The 15,366-nt window shown below is 37.6% G+C and carries 13 protein-coding genes and 2 riboswitches; of the genes, 4 read left to right on the top strand and 9 right to left on the bottom strand.

Annotated features, from left to right (window positions below; translation table 11 throughout):
- Nucleotides 1-618: 618 nt before the first annotated feature.
- Together I589_RS13665 and I589_RS13660 are read right to left on the bottom strand one after the other, a co-directional pair.
- Nucleotides 619-1,782, bottom strand: coding sequence for a 3D domain-containing protein (locus I589_RS13665; protein ID WP_034685383.1), 1,164 nt, complete (start codon nucleotides 1,780-1,782; stop codon nucleotides 619-621).
- 720 nt (nucleotides 1,783-2,502) lie between these two features.
- Nucleotides 2,503-3,354, bottom strand: coding sequence for a putative ABC transporter permease (locus I589_RS13660; protein ID WP_010768361.1), 852 nt, complete (start codon nucleotides 3,352-3,354; stop codon nucleotides 2,503-2,505).
- Nucleotides 3,355-3,622: 268 nt separating this feature from the next.
- Between I589_RS13660 and I589_RS13655 the strand changes: the two genes are divergently transcribed.
- Nucleotides 3,623-5,353 (top strand): ABC transporter ATP-binding protein, encoded by a 1,731-nt coding sequence (locus tag I589_RS13655; RefSeq protein WP_010768360.1) that lies wholly within the window; start codon nucleotides 3,623-3,625, stop codon nucleotides 5,351-5,353.
- Entirely contained in the window at nucleotides 5,343-7,109 is a 1,767-nt protein-coding gene (locus I589_RS13650) for an ABC transporter ATP-binding protein (RefSeq protein WP_010768359.1), read from the top strand. Before I589_RS13655 ends, I589_RS13650 begins: the two co-directional genes overlap by 11 nt.
- Nucleotides 7,110-7,203: 94 nt before the next feature.
- Here I589_RS13650 and I589_RS13645 read toward each other — a convergent pair whose 3' ends face one another.
- Complete coding sequence (locus I589_RS13645) at nucleotides 7,204-7,725, bottom strand: folate family ECF transporter S component (RefSeq protein WP_010768358.1); 522 nt, start codon at nucleotides 7,723-7,725, stop codon at nucleotides 7,204-7,206.
- A gap of 38 nt (nucleotides 7,726-7,763) precedes the next feature.
- Nucleotides 7,764-7,863: riboswitch (THF riboswitch) on the bottom strand.
- A gap of 141 nt (nucleotides 7,864-8,004) precedes the next feature.
- Nucleotides 8,005-8,427 (bottom strand): methylglyoxal synthase, encoded by a 423-nt coding sequence (gene mgsA / locus I589_RS13640; RefSeq protein WP_010768357.1) that lies wholly within the window; start codon nucleotides 8,425-8,427, stop codon nucleotides 8,005-8,007.
- 195 nt (nucleotides 8,428-8,622) lie between these two features.
- Here mgsA and I589_RS13635 point away from each other — a divergent pair, with 195 nt between their 5' ends.
- Nucleotides 8,623-9,732 (top strand): ABC transporter ATP-binding protein, encoded by a 1,110-nt coding sequence (locus I589_RS13635; RefSeq protein WP_010768356.1) that lies wholly within the window; start codon nucleotides 8,623-8,625, stop codon nucleotides 9,730-9,732.
- Nucleotides 9,733-9,932: 200 nt separating this feature from the next.
- On the top strand, nucleotides 9,933-10,985 hold the full coding sequence (locus tag I589_RS13630; RefSeq protein ID WP_010768355.1) for a bifunctional transcriptional activator/DNA repair enzyme AdaA: 1,053 nt from the start codon (nucleotides 9,933-9,935) through the stop codon (nucleotides 10,983-10,985).
- A 109-nt stretch (nucleotides 10,986-11,094) separates the two neighbouring features.
- Here I589_RS13630 and I589_RS13625 read toward each other — a convergent pair whose 3' ends face one another.
- The 5 genes from I589_RS13625 to tenA all read right to left on the bottom strand — a co-directional run bounded on the left by I589_RS13625 (nucleotide 11,095) and on the right by tenA (nucleotide 14,949).
- Nucleotides 11,095-11,727 carry a hypothetical protein gene (locus tag I589_RS13625; RefSeq protein ID WP_010768354.1) on the bottom strand — a complete coding sequence of 211 codons (633 nt, stop codon included), beginning with the start codon at nucleotides 11,725-11,727 and terminating at the stop codon, nucleotides 11,095-11,097.
- A gap of 309 nt (nucleotides 11,728-12,036) precedes the next feature.
- Nucleotides 12,037-12,717 carry a thiamine phosphate synthase gene (gene thiE / locus I589_RS13620; RefSeq protein ID WP_010768353.1) on the bottom strand — a complete coding sequence of 227 codons (681 nt, stop codon included), beginning with the start codon at nucleotides 12,715-12,717 and terminating at the stop codon, nucleotides 12,037-12,039.
- Nucleotides 12,668-13,483, bottom strand: a complete 816-nt coding sequence (gene thiD / locus I589_RS13615) for a bifunctional hydroxymethylpyrimidine kinase/phosphomethylpyrimidine kinase (protein ID WP_010768352.1) — start codon at nucleotides 13,481-13,483, stop codon at nucleotides 12,668-12,670. Before thiD ends, thiE begins: the two co-directional genes overlap by 50 nt.
- A 1-nt stretch (nucleotide 13,484) precedes the next feature.
- Nucleotides 13,485-14,288, bottom strand: a complete 804-nt coding sequence (gene thiM, locus I589_RS13610) for a hydroxyethylthiazole kinase (RefSeq protein ID WP_010768351.1) — start codon at nucleotides 14,286-14,288, stop codon at nucleotides 13,485-13,487.
- Nucleotides 14,275-14,949 carry a thiaminase II gene (gene tenA, locus I589_RS13605; protein WP_010768350.1) on the bottom strand — a complete coding sequence of 225 codons (675 nt, stop codon included), beginning with the start codon at nucleotides 14,947-14,949 and terminating at the stop codon, nucleotides 14,275-14,277. The genes thiM and tenA overlap by 14 nt, the downstream gene beginning before the upstream one ends.
- Before the next feature lie 92 nt (nucleotides 14,950-15,041).
- Nucleotides 15,042-15,143: riboswitch (TPP riboswitch) on the bottom strand.
- Nucleotides 15,144-15,366: the final 223 nt, after the last annotated feature.

Genomic DNA, 15,366 nt, shown 5'->3' with positions numbered 1-15,366 from the left:
TTTTTTTATAAAAAATAGATTTTCAGAAACTCATCCACTAACATACTTTCATTTTCATTGTTGTTACAGCTTGTTTCATACAATGGTTCCTCAAAGCGATTCTTAATTTACTCGTTTAAAGTGACACATTATGATATATAAAAGGTAGAAGTAGATCTTTTTTAGCTTGATTTCCTCCGATAAGAAGCACTCCAATACTGCTAAATAGGCTTTTAATATACTGACTATTCTTCCTCTCTTTCCATTGATTTACTTCCCAAATTAACCCCTGCATATTCATTTCTCTATACTAGCTTGCGACTGTCATCTACCTCCTATTCACAAGTATATTCTGATTTAAACCGATAGTACTGCAGTCAAGGAGCATATATATAGTCATTGCTAAACAAAAAATTCCTTTCAATGAAAGACTGGGATGATACCCCTATCTTTTATTGAAAGGAATTTGCTATTACACTATCTATACACTTTTCCTACTGCACTTTTCAAGAAAAAAAGATCTGAAACATAACGATAATCGCCATTTCCAGATCTCCTAAAATCTTAATGAAAGTTATGAAAGACGCAACTCCCTATTGTTCCTCAGAGCTTTCCATCACTACCTCTTACTATTTTAATTTACATCACTGTTACTTGTACTTGTCGACGTCCCCACAAGCGACATTCATCTACTGTTTTAAAGTGGACATCAATGATATTCCCTTTGATTGCGCCTCCTGTATCGGCTGCAATCGCCACTCCGTATCCTTGTACTTCAACAATTGATCCTAATGGTATAACACTTGGATCAACTGCTATGGCCATTGGATTTTGACGAAGGTCTAAACCTGTTGCAGTAAAGAAACTTGAACCTGCTTCTGAATAAGAGTAAGCAGTTGATTCCATCATCATCGTTTTTCCACCTGTGTTACCTGTTCCTTCGTTATTTCCAGAATTCTCATTGCTTCCTGCATTTTCGTTAGATTCTGCTGGAGGTGTGGTATTCTCAGAATTTGAAGAGCTACTTTCAGGTGCCTTTTCCGAATTATTTGTTGGATTTGTTTGTTTACTTGCTTCTTTTGCTTCTTTATCCGCTTTTTCTTGAGCTAATTTCGCTTCCTCCGCTTCACGAGCTTTGCGTTCTGCTTCTGCTTGGATTCTAGCTTCTTCGACTACTTTACTTTCGGCAATTTGTGAAAGAACTTCTTGATTATCCGCTAGCTGTTGTTTTAGGCTACTTACTTTATCGCCCAACACATCCATCTCCGATTCAAGACTCGCCTGATTTTCTTCAAGTGTTGCTTGCGTCTCTTTTACTTCTTCCTGCAAATCTTCCAACTTTGTTTTCTCGTCATTTAAGCTAGATACTTTTTCTTTTTCAGCATTTTGCATAACAGACATGCCATATGCACGATTGAAAAAATCGCTGAAGTTCTCAGCTTCCAACAGAGCTTGGAAATTTCTTTCTGCCCCGCCGTTTAACTGAATATCTTGCAAACGTTCTGCCATCGCATCTTTACGTCTCTCAATATTTTCTTCCGTTACTTTAATTTCGCTCTGCGCTTCTTTTAAAGAGTTCTCGTTTTCAGAAATCTTTTGTTTCAGCTGCTCTACCTCAGCATACTTCGCATTGACATCATCTAATGTCGCTTGGACCTGTAGGCTGATTTCTTCCCCTTGGCGCATTGCTGCGCTCTCTTTTTCATTTAAAGTATCGAGCGATTCTGCACTAGCAAACATAGGGAATAGCAAATTTGTTGTAACCAACAAGGTGACTATTGCCTTAATTTTTTTTGCTTTCACTGAATCCAACACCTTTCCTATGATTTCCACCTTCCCTATTATACAAATGAATCCTCTTAGAAATGTTTCATAAAGATTACATTTTGTTACAGTTTCTATTTTATACACAATTTATGTAACAATATTTTAATTTTTGTTTTATATATTACGGAAAAATGAGAGCAAAAAAAGAGGTCTTTTACTTATTTTGAGAATTTTTTGGCGTAATTTTCTTGTAACCCATCTTTTCCTTCACTTAAATAAAAAATTCTCATCCGACACTACATTTTTCTAGTACAACTAAAAAGAACGTTCTTTTTCTTGCAAAAAAATATACTAAGATTAGAAGGCGGGATAGAAGTATTCAGCTCCAAAAACAGGTACTGTGCATCATCGGGAGTGAAAATTCCATGATGCACAGTAATAAGAGGGAATTCACGAAGATTGTTCCTCAAATCTTTGGGAATTTCAGCTTATTTTGTAAGCCTTCAACTCTAGCATATCTCATGCGTAAAAGTTGTTGAGAGACAAACGCAGGGGAGATGAGGCGCTTTTCTTCCCAACCTTTATTAATGATGGGGTATAACTAATTAGTTACACCCCACCCTCGTTTTTTTACAAAGTATAATTAGAAAGTATAGTTAGGTTGAACAAGACCTCAAGGACTTCGCGTCCGTGTATACGCATATAGGAAGAATTGGAAGGAATCAGTGAAGGTCTTTCAAAAAGAAGGGGCAAGATTCATTTTCTTTTCTTCAACAGCTCTACTAACTGACGAATTTCTTCTGTACTTTTTACATCCGTTAATTTTAATTTTGGGAAGCTTTTTAGTAATCGACGTTGTGTAAAGTTTAATTTAGGTAAATTTGCTTTTAATTTAGGATTTTCTTGGAAAGAACGTAGCCAAGTGGTTGGTTTTTCTGTTCGGCTTGTCACTTCACTTGCTAAATTATCAAAGTGTGTTGCTGCGTTTTCTTTTGCAGCTTCAAGTTTTTGCGTAAATTCCCCTTTTGTTTCATCAAAGCTTTCCTGAAGCTCAGATTTGCGTAGTTCAATGGCTTCTCCTAACTGTTGGGTTGCCTTCTTAAAAGCAGTCATATTCATTACTGTATAGGTGAAGTCAATCGCTGTTATAACAAGCAGCAGTACAGGCAAGTAAAAACTAAATTTATCAGATAAAAATTGTTCTAAGCCTAACATTTTAGGATGGATCACTCGTACAATCAATACACAGCCCACACCCCAAAACAAAGAAACTGGTAAGGCCACCCGCCCATTCAAATTGAGAGGAACATCATGATAGTCCCACCATGTAGCATGAAATAGTTTTTCTAGAACATAACTCGTCAGATATTCCAGAACAGTCACTAAGATGATAGATAAGACATATAACAATATCAAATTTTTTTGAAATGGCTCAATAAAATAGAGGACCCCCAAAATTCCAAAACCATAAATAGGGGTAATTGGTCCCACTAAAAAGCCACGATAAACAAAATGTTTCGCTTTTAGAGAACAATAAACGGTTTCCCATAGCCACCCCACAAAGGAATAAAGAAAAAATAATAGTACTACTTTAATAAATTCTTGCATAAAATGCTCCTTTCCTAAAATTCATTGTATCAAAGAACAAAAAAAATCCCTACTAATAATAAAAAAAATACTCCTTTACTTTATCTGAAGAATCGATTGGGATACAATAAAAGAAATGATTCTTGAAAAAGAGAGAATTGTTCTTTTCAGTGATTGTTAGCTGGATACATTTCTTTTTATTGTGATAAAACACTTTTTTAATAGAATTACAGCTCGTATTACTAGATGACTTATGAGAAATACGAGAAAACTGTTATGGAGGAATTAGATGATTAAGTTACTTCGTTTTGCCAAAAATTACCGAAAACAGATTATTTTGGGTCCGGTATTCAAATTTTTAGAAGCTGTTTTTGAGCTTGTCTTGCCTCTCTTAATGGCACGATTAGTGGATAATGGAATTCAGTTAGGAGATCGAGCAACAGTGATTAAAATTAGTTTATGGATGGTTGTCATGTCCGTCTTGGGACTAATTTTTGCGATTATCTGCCAATATTATGCTTCTGTTGCTTCTCAGGGCTTTGGAACTGAGCTAAGAAATCAACTAATGAAAAAAATCAATACCTTTTCTCATTCTGAGTTGAATCAGTTTGGAACGGACACTTTAATTACACGAATGACAAATGATATTAATCAACTTCAGCTAGCCTTAGCTATGCTGATACGTCTGGTCATTCGCGCACCTTTTCTTAGTATAGGATCAGTGATTATGGCCTTTTATATTAACTGGCAAATCGGTCTACTCTTTTTGATACTGCTCCCGCTTTTCTGTATTATTTTATACTTCATCATCAAAAAAACGGTTCCCTTATATAAAACGGTTCAGAAAAAACTTGATAGCTTAAATGAACTTGTTAATCAAAACTTGAGCGGGGTTCGTGTAATCCGCGCCTTTGCTCGAACAAAGACAGAAACAAAACAGTTTGATGCGACAACAGATGAGCTGTCAGATGTCTATGTCCGCGTGACAAATATCTCTGCTTTACTAAGTCCTTTAACTACTTTGATTATGAATGCCGGAATTATTCTTTTACTGTATATTGGAGGAATCAAAATTAATGTAGGCGGATTACAGCAAGGAGAAGTGCTCGCTTTAATTAATTATATGAATCAAATGCTCCTTGCTTTAATTATTGTTTCAAATCTAGTAGTTATCTTCACTCGTGCAGCAGCTTCGGCTAGTCGGGTAAACGAAGTATTTGATACCCAGACCCTTCTCAATGAGCCTAAAAGCCCTAGACAGACCTCATCACAGGTACCTGTTCTCGTTGATTTTTCTCATGTAGACTTTCGCTATACAGAGGAGTCTGGACTATCCCTTGAGGATATTACTTTTCAGTTACGAAAGAAAACAATTTTAGGAATCACCGGACCTACAGGTAGCGGAAAAACAACAATTGCTCAATTAATTCCTCGTTTTTATGATGTATCTGACGGAATTGTTTCTTTTAATCATTTAGACGTTCGAGATTGGTCTATTAAAGAGCTGCGTAGCAAAATTTCAATGGTCCCACAAACAGCTGTCTTGTTTAGCGGTACTATTCGAGAAAACCTTCAATGGGGCAAACAGGATGCAACAGATGAAGAATGTTGGACTGCACTTGAAACCGCCCAGTGTAAGGAATTTGTCACATCACTTCCCGATCAGTTAGATACAATGATTTTAGAAAACGGAAAGAATTTTTCTGGTGGACAAAAGCAGCGACTAACAATTGCTCGTGCGCTTATCGCAAAACCTGAATTACTTATTTTAGACGATTCTCTTAGCGCATTAGATTATCAAACAGACTTAGATTTGCGAAATGCCCTTCAAAAAGATTTACACACGACCGTGATTATTATTTCTCAGAGGATACGTTCTATTCAGCAGGCACACCAAATACTTGTGATGGACAGTGGAAAGCTTGTCGGTAAAGGAACTCATGAAGAGCTTTTACAAACATCAGTCGCCTACCAAGAAATCGTTCAGTCACAAGAGGAGGACAAACAGCATGAATCCTAAAAAATTGAATTTCGAAGCTTTTTCTCAGTTTGTTCCTTATCTTTGGGCATATCCGAAAGAAATCATTGTGGCTGCCTTATTAGGGATAATCAGCGGAATCACCTCTGTTCTTATGACCTATGAAATTGGAAAATCTGTTGATCAAATGATTGGTATCGGACAAGTCAATTTTCAGTTACTCTCAAAGATTCTTCTTCTTTTTTCCGGAATTGTTCTTCTCACTGTTGTTAGTCAGTGGCTGATACAACGTCTAGGAAATCGCGTGTCCTATCTTGCAGTAGCTGATTTAAGAAAAGACGCATTTGCCCATTTAAATCAATTACCTTTAAAATATTACGATCAAACTTCTCATGGAAATATTGTCAGCCGTTTTACCAATGATATGGACAATATCTCTATTGCTTGCTCGGCTGTCTTTAACCAAATATTTTCAGGCTTTGCCACTGTTCTTGTTGCGTTTTTCTTTATGATACGATTAAGTCCGCTGCTAACCTTTGTTGTGCTGATTTCAACACCGATTATTTTTCTTGTAAACTGGCTGATTGCAAAGGCCTCACAAGCAAATTTTTCTGCACAGCAACAAGTGGTCGGAACGATTTCGGGTTACATTAATGAAATGATTGGCAATCAAAAAATTGTAAAAGCATTTCAACAGGAAAGTCATACTCAGGAAACATTTGAGTCATTAAATCAAGAACTCTATATTCGAGGACAAAAAGCGCAATTCTCCTCTTCTCTGACGAATCCGATGTCTCGATTTGTAGATCATCTTGCCTATGTTGCGATTGGATTTGTAGGTGGACTGATTGTTCTTTCAGGAAACGATTTTGTCACGGTAGGTGTTATTTCCAGCTTTACTATCTATTCTACCCAATTTTCAAAACCCTTTATTGAGTTATCTGGAATTACCACACAAATTCAGACAGCTTTTGCCGGTATTGAACGGACGTTTGACATTTTAAATCAGCCAATTGAAACGCCCGACTGCTCTGATGCCTCTTCATTAACAGAAGTAAAAGGCGAAATACAATTCGAGCATGTTTACTTTTCTTATGATGCGAAAAGACCTTTAATTGAAGACTTTACGTTTACTGCCTTTCCTGGTCAAACAATTGCCATCGTAGGTAAAACGGGGGCAGGAAAATCAACTTTAGTTAACTTACTGATGCGTTTTTACGACGTCGATCAAGGAGTGATTAAAATTGATGGAACAGATATTCGAAAACTTATACGTGAGGATCTGAGGAGAAACTTTGGTATGGTTCTTCAAGACACTTGGCTGTTTGAAAGCACCATTCGTAAAAATTTACAGTATGGAAACGATACAGCAACAGATGAAGAAATCTATCAGGCATTAAAGAAAGCCTACATGTATGATTTTGTAATGAGACTACCAGACAAACTGGACACTGTCATTGGAGGACAAGGATTAAAAATTTCAGAAGGTCAACGTCAACTGCTGACCATTGCCCGAACGATGATTAGTAACCCGCCTATGCTTATTTTAGATGAAGCGACTAGTTCAGTAGATACTTTAACGGAAGTAAAGATTCAAGATGCTTTTTTACAAATGATGCAAGGAAGAACAAGCTTTGTGATTGCTCACCGTCTATCAACTATTCGTAGTGCAGATAAAATTCTTGTCATTGATAATGGTCAAATCGTTGAAATTGGCAGTCATGAAGAATTATTGCGTCAAGACGGCTACTATAAGCGCCTATACGAAGCCCAATTTACGGCACAGTCTATCGAATAAATAGGGTTTAATAAAAAGAACACCGGCAACATTCAGCGCTTACTGAATGTTGCCGGTGTCTCTTCGTCTTGGGATGTTTGACGAATCATCTATTTTATGCGAATCGCTTAATCCAACTTCTGTACGGCAACGCAATTCCTACAAGATACAACATAACAGTTTCTAGTGGAAGCATAACCGAAATCTTCATAAGACGCGGTGCCCAAATAGCCCAACTGTTAAGTGGAACATTGTACATAATGGATAACCATAGGGGGGTCAGTATCAGTGAGATAATAATGGTGTTGGTCAACGTACATAAAAAAGCTCTAAGTAAGGTAACTTCCTTCTTGTAAAAAAAGAACCCGTACACCAATCCACCGATAAAGGCATTGATTGTGAAGCCAATAAAAAATGCAGCTTTAGGAAACAGCATCATTCCAATCACATCTGCAATCGCAGCCCCAATTCCTGTCCACAATGGGCCAAATAATAAACCCATAATCAGTTCTGGAACAAAGGTAAACGTGATTTTTAGAAATTGGACTTCAAATCCTAAAATTTGTGAAAGGACAACCATCATTGCAATCAGTAGTCCCATAACTGAGATCATACGACCATCAATCTTCTTTTTCATTTCTAGCATCTCCTCTAAGAGTTGCTACACAATAAACATGCAGCGAATGCGAAAACAAAACCGCGAATGAATCCATTCTTCGTCCAAAAGGCAACATCCCATCCTTTTAGCACTTAACGCTTCGTTTTCTACTCTGAATTTTATTTAGGCCTAAGCCTACAAAGAATATAGCATAGTCCTTCTCTCACACGCAATAAAATAGGCTCTAAAGAATCACTTTACTGCTAGATTGTTCGGTAATCCGTTTATTGAATGTATTTCTACTTATATAGTAAACATTTATATAGAAATAGGCCGATTGTCATTTTCGTGGATAATTTCTCTAAAGTCTGCGAAGCCTGCGTCTAATCCGCGAATTAAAATCTCTGCTGAGCCAATATTTGTCGCTAATGGAATTTCATAAACATCACTCAAGCGAATTAATGCCGTTACATCTGGTTCATGAGGCTGTGCAGCTAATGGATCACGTAAAAAGATGACCATATCCAGATTATCCTCAGAAATCATCGCTCCAATTTGCTGATCTCCGCCAAGTGGTCCTGATTTAAATCGATGAACAGGTAGACCTGTCGCTTCTTCAATACGCAGTCCAGTTGTCCCCGTTGCAAATAATTCGTGATTTTCTAAAATATGCTTGTAGGCAGTTGTCATTTTTACCATTAAGTCTTTTTTTCTATCATGAGCAATTAATGCAATTTTCATAAGTACTCCTCCTTCATCTCTTCTTTATCTATTTTACCAAAGCGGTAGGCACTTTGCCCAAAAACTTTTTTTTCTTTGTCAATCTGACGAAAAATAATCTATTTTCTTGTGCACGTTACCATTGAATATAGATAACGCTTTCAGCTATACTTTCAATATAATAAAAAATCAATAAACAGAAAGAGTGAATTCAATATGGTAGAAATGGCATTGAAACACGTTTATAAAAAATACGACAACGCAGAAAACTATTCTGTAACTGACTTTAATTTAGATATCGCAGATCGCGAATTTATCGTATTCGTAGGCCCTTCAGGTTGTGGGAAATCAACAACTTTACGTATGATTGCAGGACTTGAAGATATTACAGAAGGCGAATTAGAAATTGGTGGAAAAGTGATGAACGATGTAGCACCTAAAGATCGTGACATCGCAATGGTTTTCCAGAACTACGCTTTATATCCACATATGACTGTATTTGACAATATGGCATTCGGGCTAAAACTACGCAAATATGACAAAGCAGATATTCAAAAACGTGTAGATAACGCGGCGGAAATCTTAGGCTTAACAGAATATTTAAAACGTAAACCAGCTGCATTATCTGGTGGACAACGTCAGCGTGTAGCCTTAGGACGTGCAATCGTTCGTGATGCAAAAGTGTTCTTGATGGATGAACCTTTATCAAACTTGGATGCTAAATTGCGTGTAGCAATGCGTGCTGAAATTGCAAAACTACATCAACGTTTAGAAACAACAACTATCTACGTTACCCATGACCAAACTGAAGCGATGACCATGGCTGACCGTATCGTTATCATGAAAGACGGATTCATCCAACAAATTGGTTCTCCAAAAGAAGTATATGATACACCTGTTAACGTTTTCGTTGCCGGCTTTATTGGTTCACCTGCAATGAACTTCTTTAATGTTACATTGAAAAATGGTGTGATTTCTGATGGACATGGTTTAGAATTACGCATTCCAGAAGGAAAAAATAAAATTTTAGTTGAAAAAGGCTACGATGGCAAAGAAGTAATCTTTGGTATTCGTCCTGAAGATATTCATAGTGAACAGGTTGTCTTAGATGCTACTCCTGAAGCCGTTGTTCGCTCAGAAGTTGTCGTTTCTGAATTACTTGGAGCAGAAACTATGCTTTATACAAAATTAGGCGACACTGAATTCATTTCAAAAGTTGATGCACGTGACTTCCACCGTCCAGGCGAAGTTGTTGACTTAGCATTCAACATTAGTAAAGCTCACTTCTTCGATAAAGATTCTGAAGATGTGATCAAGTTACCTTAACCCACGGTCCCCCTTTTCTAGGCCTTGCTGTTTCACAACAGCGGGGTCTATTTTTTATGGTTCGGTCTTTTCTCTTGAGATCCTCCTTTTCTCTTTATTTTAGCTATACTACTGTTAAGAAAAATAGTTGTTCATTTTTCGGAAGTTTTTTTCGGTATCTTCCTTTATACTAGTTTTATAAATGAAGGGAGACATCAACCATGATTACCTCAACAGAAAAAATAAATGAATATTATCATGCCTTAGTTGAAAAAAATCCAAACTATGATGGTATTTTTTTTGCAGGAATCAAAACGACCGGTATCTTTTGTCACGCTACCTGCACTGCTAGAAAACCAAAAATTGAAAACTGCTCGTTTTTCGACACTGCAGAAGAAGCTTTGTTAGCAGGCTTTCGTCCCTGTAAAATTTGTCATCCCTTATCTTATCCAAAGGAAATTCCAGATGAAATCAAACAGTTAGTTTTAGAAGTAGAAAAGAATCCTGAAAAAAGATGGCAAGAGTGCGACTTTCAAAAGTTAGGAATACATTCAGCCACTGCACGAAGAAAATTCAAAGAAATATATGGTATGACTTTTGTTCAATACGCACGCTCACGTCGGATGGGTATTGCGTTTAAAGAGCTTTCATCAGGGGCAAAAGTAATTGACCAACAGCTGTCTACAGGCTACGATTCTGCAAGCGGGTTTAACGATGCCTTTACAAAAATTATGGGAAATCCACCAAAGAAAGCAGAAATAACGATTCTATACGCCTCCATTATTCCTACACCCTTGGGGCGGATGTTCAGCTTGTCAGACGAGCATTTTCTCTACTTACTAGAATTCATGGATAGACGAGGATTAGAACGTGAAATTGAACAGTTGAGAAAAAAACGAAACGCACGGATTCTTCCCGGTAAAACAGACATCAATCAGCAGCTCTCTACCCAGCTAGAGGAATATTTTACCAAGCGGAGAACTCATTTTTCGATTCCCTTGTTTCTTGATGGCTCTCCTTTTCAAAAAAGGGTCTGGCAGGCACTTAATTCGATTCCAATTGGAAAAACCTCTACCTATCAAAAAATTGCTCAACAGCTAAATAATCCAAATGCAGTCCGTGCAGTTGGAAATGCTAATGGAGCCAATAAAATTGCCCTACTCATCCCTTGCCATCGCGTCATCAATACAAATGGAGAGCTAGGTGGCTATGGGGGCGGAATTGAACGAAAACGTTACTTACTTGACTTGGAAAAAGAGAAGCGGAATGACTAAATAGCAATTTCTCTATCACGAATGTACACCTAAAAAACCGATCAAAGAAATTTGATCGGTTTTTTACTCCTCTATTTTTTTAGGAAACTTCTTTCATTCGTTTATCCTATCAGCGGGAAGGGTTCACTTTATTTGGGAAAGGAATCACTGAATCGTTTCTTTTCTTTTTTGCCATCGTAAAGATTGGAATATCAAAATGTTTACTTAAAGTTCCGGCAACAAAATAAGCAATATTATAATCAACAAAGCTGTGAATCAAACCGCCAATACCCATTAATACAAATACTGTATAAAAGTATCCATCTGCATAATAAGTATCCGGCATATTCCCCATAAAGAAAAATATACTAACAACCAACATTTCCACCGCTGAATGAATCAGACCAATTATCAGATTGAAACTTTGAAACCGAAGATTCGCAAATGAAAATTTTCCATTGACCAAAACAATCTCTGGTCTTTTTTTCAGATACCATGCACCAATCAATGCAAAAACAATATGTGATAGCGCGCGTAATGCAATAATCACAGGCGAGGATAAAAAGAAACCAAATGCGGTGCCTAAAGCAACGGCTATCGCAACTCCAGGAGCAAAAAACATCGCAATAAATAATGGCACGTGACTTGCTAATGTAAATGAAGCGGGTGGAATCATAATTTTAGGCATCACCATAGGAATGATAATTCCCATTGCGATTAGTAATGCTGTAATCGTAAGCTGTCGAACTGAATTCTTTTTCATCTATAAAACTCCCTACCTTTATCTTATAGGTGTCAAGACACCTAATTAAAATCCATTCTACGCCACCATCGAAAATGTGTCAAGACACATACTATGAGTAAAAAAAATTTTCTCTCCAAGCAAGGAACGCGATTTGCTAATTGTCTAAGAAATGGTGTGTAAAACATTCATAAGGCAATGGAAACAAAAAGAGCTGAACATAACTACAATAGTTACGCCAACTCTCATAGGCTCTGAATAAATATCAGAAGTAGAAAACAGCTCCTTTTTCTAAGCCGCTCCTCATCAACACTAGCTGTGAAAAATAGTTTATTTATTTCGTTTGAATGCATGAACAGCTTCACTAATTGACTCTGCTCGTGTAATCGCAGAGATGACAGAGACTCCCGCCACCGCAGTATTTAGCACTTCTTGCCCATTTTTCATACTAATTCCACCAATGGCTACCACTGGTTTTTCAGCAAGCTTCGCATATCTATCCAATTTATCAAGTCCAATTGGCTGAACAGCATCCGCTTTAGAAATCGTGCCAAAAACAGGTCCAATCCCATAATAACTGATTTCAGAAAGCTGGTTCGCAATTTCTACATGTTCTTGTGTTTCGCAAGATAAACCAACAATTTTCCCATGAAACAGTTCAAGTACTTCTTCAATTGCTTGATCTCCTTGTCCAACATGAACACCATCCGCACCAATTTTTAGTGCTAGCTCCACATCATCATTGATTAAAAAAGGAACTTTATATTTTTGACAAAGCAATTGGCAGGTTCTTGCTGTTTCCTCAATTTCAACGGGATTACTTAGACTCCCTTTTCCTTTCTCACGATATTGAAAGCATGTAATCCCCGCCTTCAATGCTTCTTCTAAAACAGAAAATAAACTCCCTTTAACAATATCTTGTGTCCCGGAAATAAAATAAACTGCCAGCATCTCTTCTACTTTACTCATTGTTTTCAACCTTTCGATACGCCCAGTGATTAGTTGGTCCATTCCCGTTCCCTACAGAAAGCCCATCTTCAATAGCCGCTTGAATATAGGCTTTAGCGGTAGTAACAGCCTCAAAGACACTATACCCCTTTGCTAATTCTGCTGTGATACAAGCTGAAAATGTACAGCCTGTTCCATGTGTATTTTTCGTATCAATCCGCTTTCCGAAAAGCCATTCAACTTGTCCGTTTTCCAATAAAAGCATATCCTCTGAATTTATGCCCTCAAGATGGTGCCCACCCTTAACAACGACATTTTTTGCACCCATTTGCTGAATTTCTCTTCCTGCTTTGATCATTTCTTCTTTAGTTGTAATTGTTCGCCCAGTTAACACTTCCGCTTCTGGAACGTTAGGTGTTACCACATATGCTAACGGCAGCAATTCTTCTTTGACCGCCTGAACAGCGGAATCCTTTAATAAAGCATGTCCGCTTTTTGCAATCATTACTGGATCAACGACTAACGGACCGAAATCAGCTGTTCTTAAAAACTCAGCAACTAGTGCGGTAATTTCGGCAGTAAACAGCATGCCTGTTTTTACCGCCGATATGCGAAAGTCATCTTTAATGCTCACCAGCTGCTCTTCAATTGCATCCATCGGCAAGTCAAAGACATTCGTGACCCCTTTAGTATTTTGAATCGGTAAAGCGGTTAGTACAGAGGTGCCAAAAACAAAGCGCTCTTGAAATGTTTTCAGATCCGCCTGCATCCCTGCCCCGCCACCGCCATCAAATCCTGCAATCGTTAATGCTTGTGTTGTTCCATTCATCTTATTCAATCCTTTCAATTCGTGCATTTTCTTCTACTGTTATACTACTAATCTGGCTCAACTGATCTAGTAAATTCGTTCTAAAGGTACCTACCGCCAAAATCGGCAACAAGTCAGCAACCAATTCGCCAGCTAATGCATACATCGTACTAGCAATCACCACTTGTTCAATCTCAGGATGCTCTGTTAGTGTAAGGTACGCCCCACATACACACGAATGAAGACAGCCTGCACCTGTCATATAAGGAAAATATTCCGTACCGTTCTTTACTAAATAAGTTTTTTCGCCATCTGTAATCACATCTTCTACACCACTTACCGCAACAAAAGTTTGATAATTTTTTGCTACTTTTTTTGCCATTTCAACGACATCTGCTTCACCAGAACCTGCATCGACTCCTTTAGCTGCCCACTCAACTTCAGCAAGTGTTGCAATTTCCCCAGCATTGCCTCGAATCAGTGTCGGCTTAATTTCCTGAATTAATCGAATGCCTTCTTGTTTTCTAAAGGTAGTTGCGCCAATTCCTACTGGATCAAATACCACAGGCTTACCTAATTTTTTTGCTGTTTTCCCAGCGATTTCCATAGCTTCTATCTGTTCTTTGCTTAGCGTACCCATATTTAAAACGACTACGTTAGCAATAGATGCCACTTCCTCCATTTCTTCAACCGCACTTGACATAAATGGAGAGGCACCAATAGCCAAAAGACCATTTGCAGAATCATTAGCCACCACGATATTGGTGATATTGTGCACTAATGGATTTTTTTCTCTTACTTCATCAACTAATTTATAGGGATACATACTTATCGCTCCATTCTTCTTTTTGATAGCCCATTTCCCAGAAATACAGCTCTTCATAACTACTGATGAGAAACGCCTGTTCCATTTGCTTACGTTCAGTTTCTGATGCTACACTTGCTAACTTGTTTGTCACCTTCTTTTGCCTATCTACAGTTGCCTTATATCCTGAACTGTCATAGGTTTCAATCCATCGCTGATACAAAGAATCTGGTGAGCCTTTTAAAATTAATGCCTCTCCTATTTCTTGATAGAGCCAGTAACAGGGCAGCAACGCGGCAACCGTTCGTCCCACACTTTTTGAATAGGCTTCTTTATACATATGAGTAATGTAATGGTACGTATTAGGTGCGATTTCCGTTTGACGAATTTCTTCTTCTGTAATTGCTAGTTCTTTAAAAAATGTCTCTCTTACAGAAATCTCAGAGCTTTCTATCCCTGCAATGTTTTTCATAAATAATTCTTTTATTTCTGGATCATTGGTATTTTGACTCGCAATTTGGTGAATCTCACCAAATGCTTTTAAATAAAAATAATCTTGAATTAAATAAAAACGAAAGCTTTCTTTTGATAACGTCCCCTTTTGCAATCCTTCTATGAACGGATGCGCCATACTCTTTTGCCAAATTGGTTCTGCCTTTTTTCTAATTCTTTCTGTAAACATAGTCTCCTCCTCAATTTTTTTGGAAAGAAGCTTCTAATCAAAAAAACACCACAAACAGGGCATCCCTGCATGAAGTGTCTACGAATTCATGAATGATTTTTAGACTACTTCCCTACGCAAGTCTCAACTTACAGGTTCAAAGGGTCCGTTCGTATGAACATCTCAGTCAAAAAAAGACTCCCCTAGTAACTGCTTCCATTATAACATAGAAATAAAAAAATGCCTTGGATAAATGAAATAGGCTTTCACAGTCATCCAAGACATTTTTAAGTTTATCAGAAGAGCAAAGATGGGACATGCGAGAGTTGAAGGCTTCAAAATAAGCTGAAATAGATGTAGAAAACGTACCTAGTCCCAAAGATTTGAGGAGCAATCTTCGTGAATGCCTTCTTATTGCTGGAACTCACGGAAGTTTCA

The sequence above is a fragment of the Enterococcus phoeniculicola ATCC BAA-412 genome, assembly GCF_000407505.1.
Classification (GTDB): Bacteria; Bacillota; Bacilli; order Lactobacillales; family Enterococcaceae; genus Enterococcus_K; species Enterococcus_K phoeniculicola.
Note: the sequence above shows the minus strand (reverse complement) of the source record. Positions and strands in the feature narration are given on the sequence as shown.

What these genes read in the sequence shown, in the direction of transcription:
- I589_RS13645 (WP_010768358.1), bottom strand. Translation starts at nt 7,725, where the DNA reads ATGAAAAAGAAGATTGATGGTCGTATGATCTCAGTTATGGGACTACTG.
- thiE (WP_010768353.1), bottom strand. Translation starts at nt 12,717, where the DNA reads ATGGACCAACTAATCACTGGGCGTATCGAAAGGTTGAAAACAATGAGT.
- I589_RS13630 (WP_010768355.1), top strand. Translation starts at nt 9,933, where the DNA reads ATGATTACCTCAACAGAAAAAATAAATGAATATTATCATGCCTTAGTT.
- tenA (WP_010768350.1), bottom strand. Translation starts at nt 14,949, where the DNA reads ATGTTTACAGAAAGAATTAGAAAAAAGGCAGAACCAATTTGGCAAAAG.
- I589_RS13655 (WP_010768360.1), top strand. Translation starts at nt 3,623, where the DNA reads ATGATTAAGTTACTTCGTTTTGCCAAAAATTACCGAAAACAGATTATT.
- I589_RS13635 (WP_010768356.1), top strand. Translation starts at nt 8,623, where the DNA reads ATGGTAGAAATGGCATTGAAACACGTTTATAAAAAATACGACAACGCA.
- I589_RS13660 (WP_010768361.1), bottom strand. Translation starts at nt 3,354, where the DNA reads ATGCAAGAATTTATTAAAGTAGTACTATTATTTTTTCTTTATTCCTTT.
- thiD (WP_010768352.1), bottom strand. Translation starts at nt 13,483, where the DNA reads ATGAATGGAACAACACAAGCATTAACGATTGCAGGATTTGATGGCGGT.
- mgsA (WP_010768357.1), bottom strand. Translation starts at nt 8,427, where the DNA reads ATGAAAATTGCATTAATTGCTCATGATAGAAAAAAAGACTTAATGGTA.
- thiM (WP_010768351.1), bottom strand. Translation starts at nt 14,288, where the DNA reads ATGTATCCCTATAAATTAGTTGATGAAGTAAGAGAAAAAAATCCATTA.
- I589_RS13650 (WP_010768359.1), top strand. Translation starts at nt 5,343, where the DNA reads ATGAATCCTAAAAAATTGAATTTCGAAGCTTTTTCTCAGTTTGTTCCT.
- I589_RS13625 (WP_010768354.1), bottom strand. Translation starts at nt 11,727, where the DNA reads ATGAAAAAGAATTCAGTTCGACAGCTTACGATTACAGCATTACTAATC.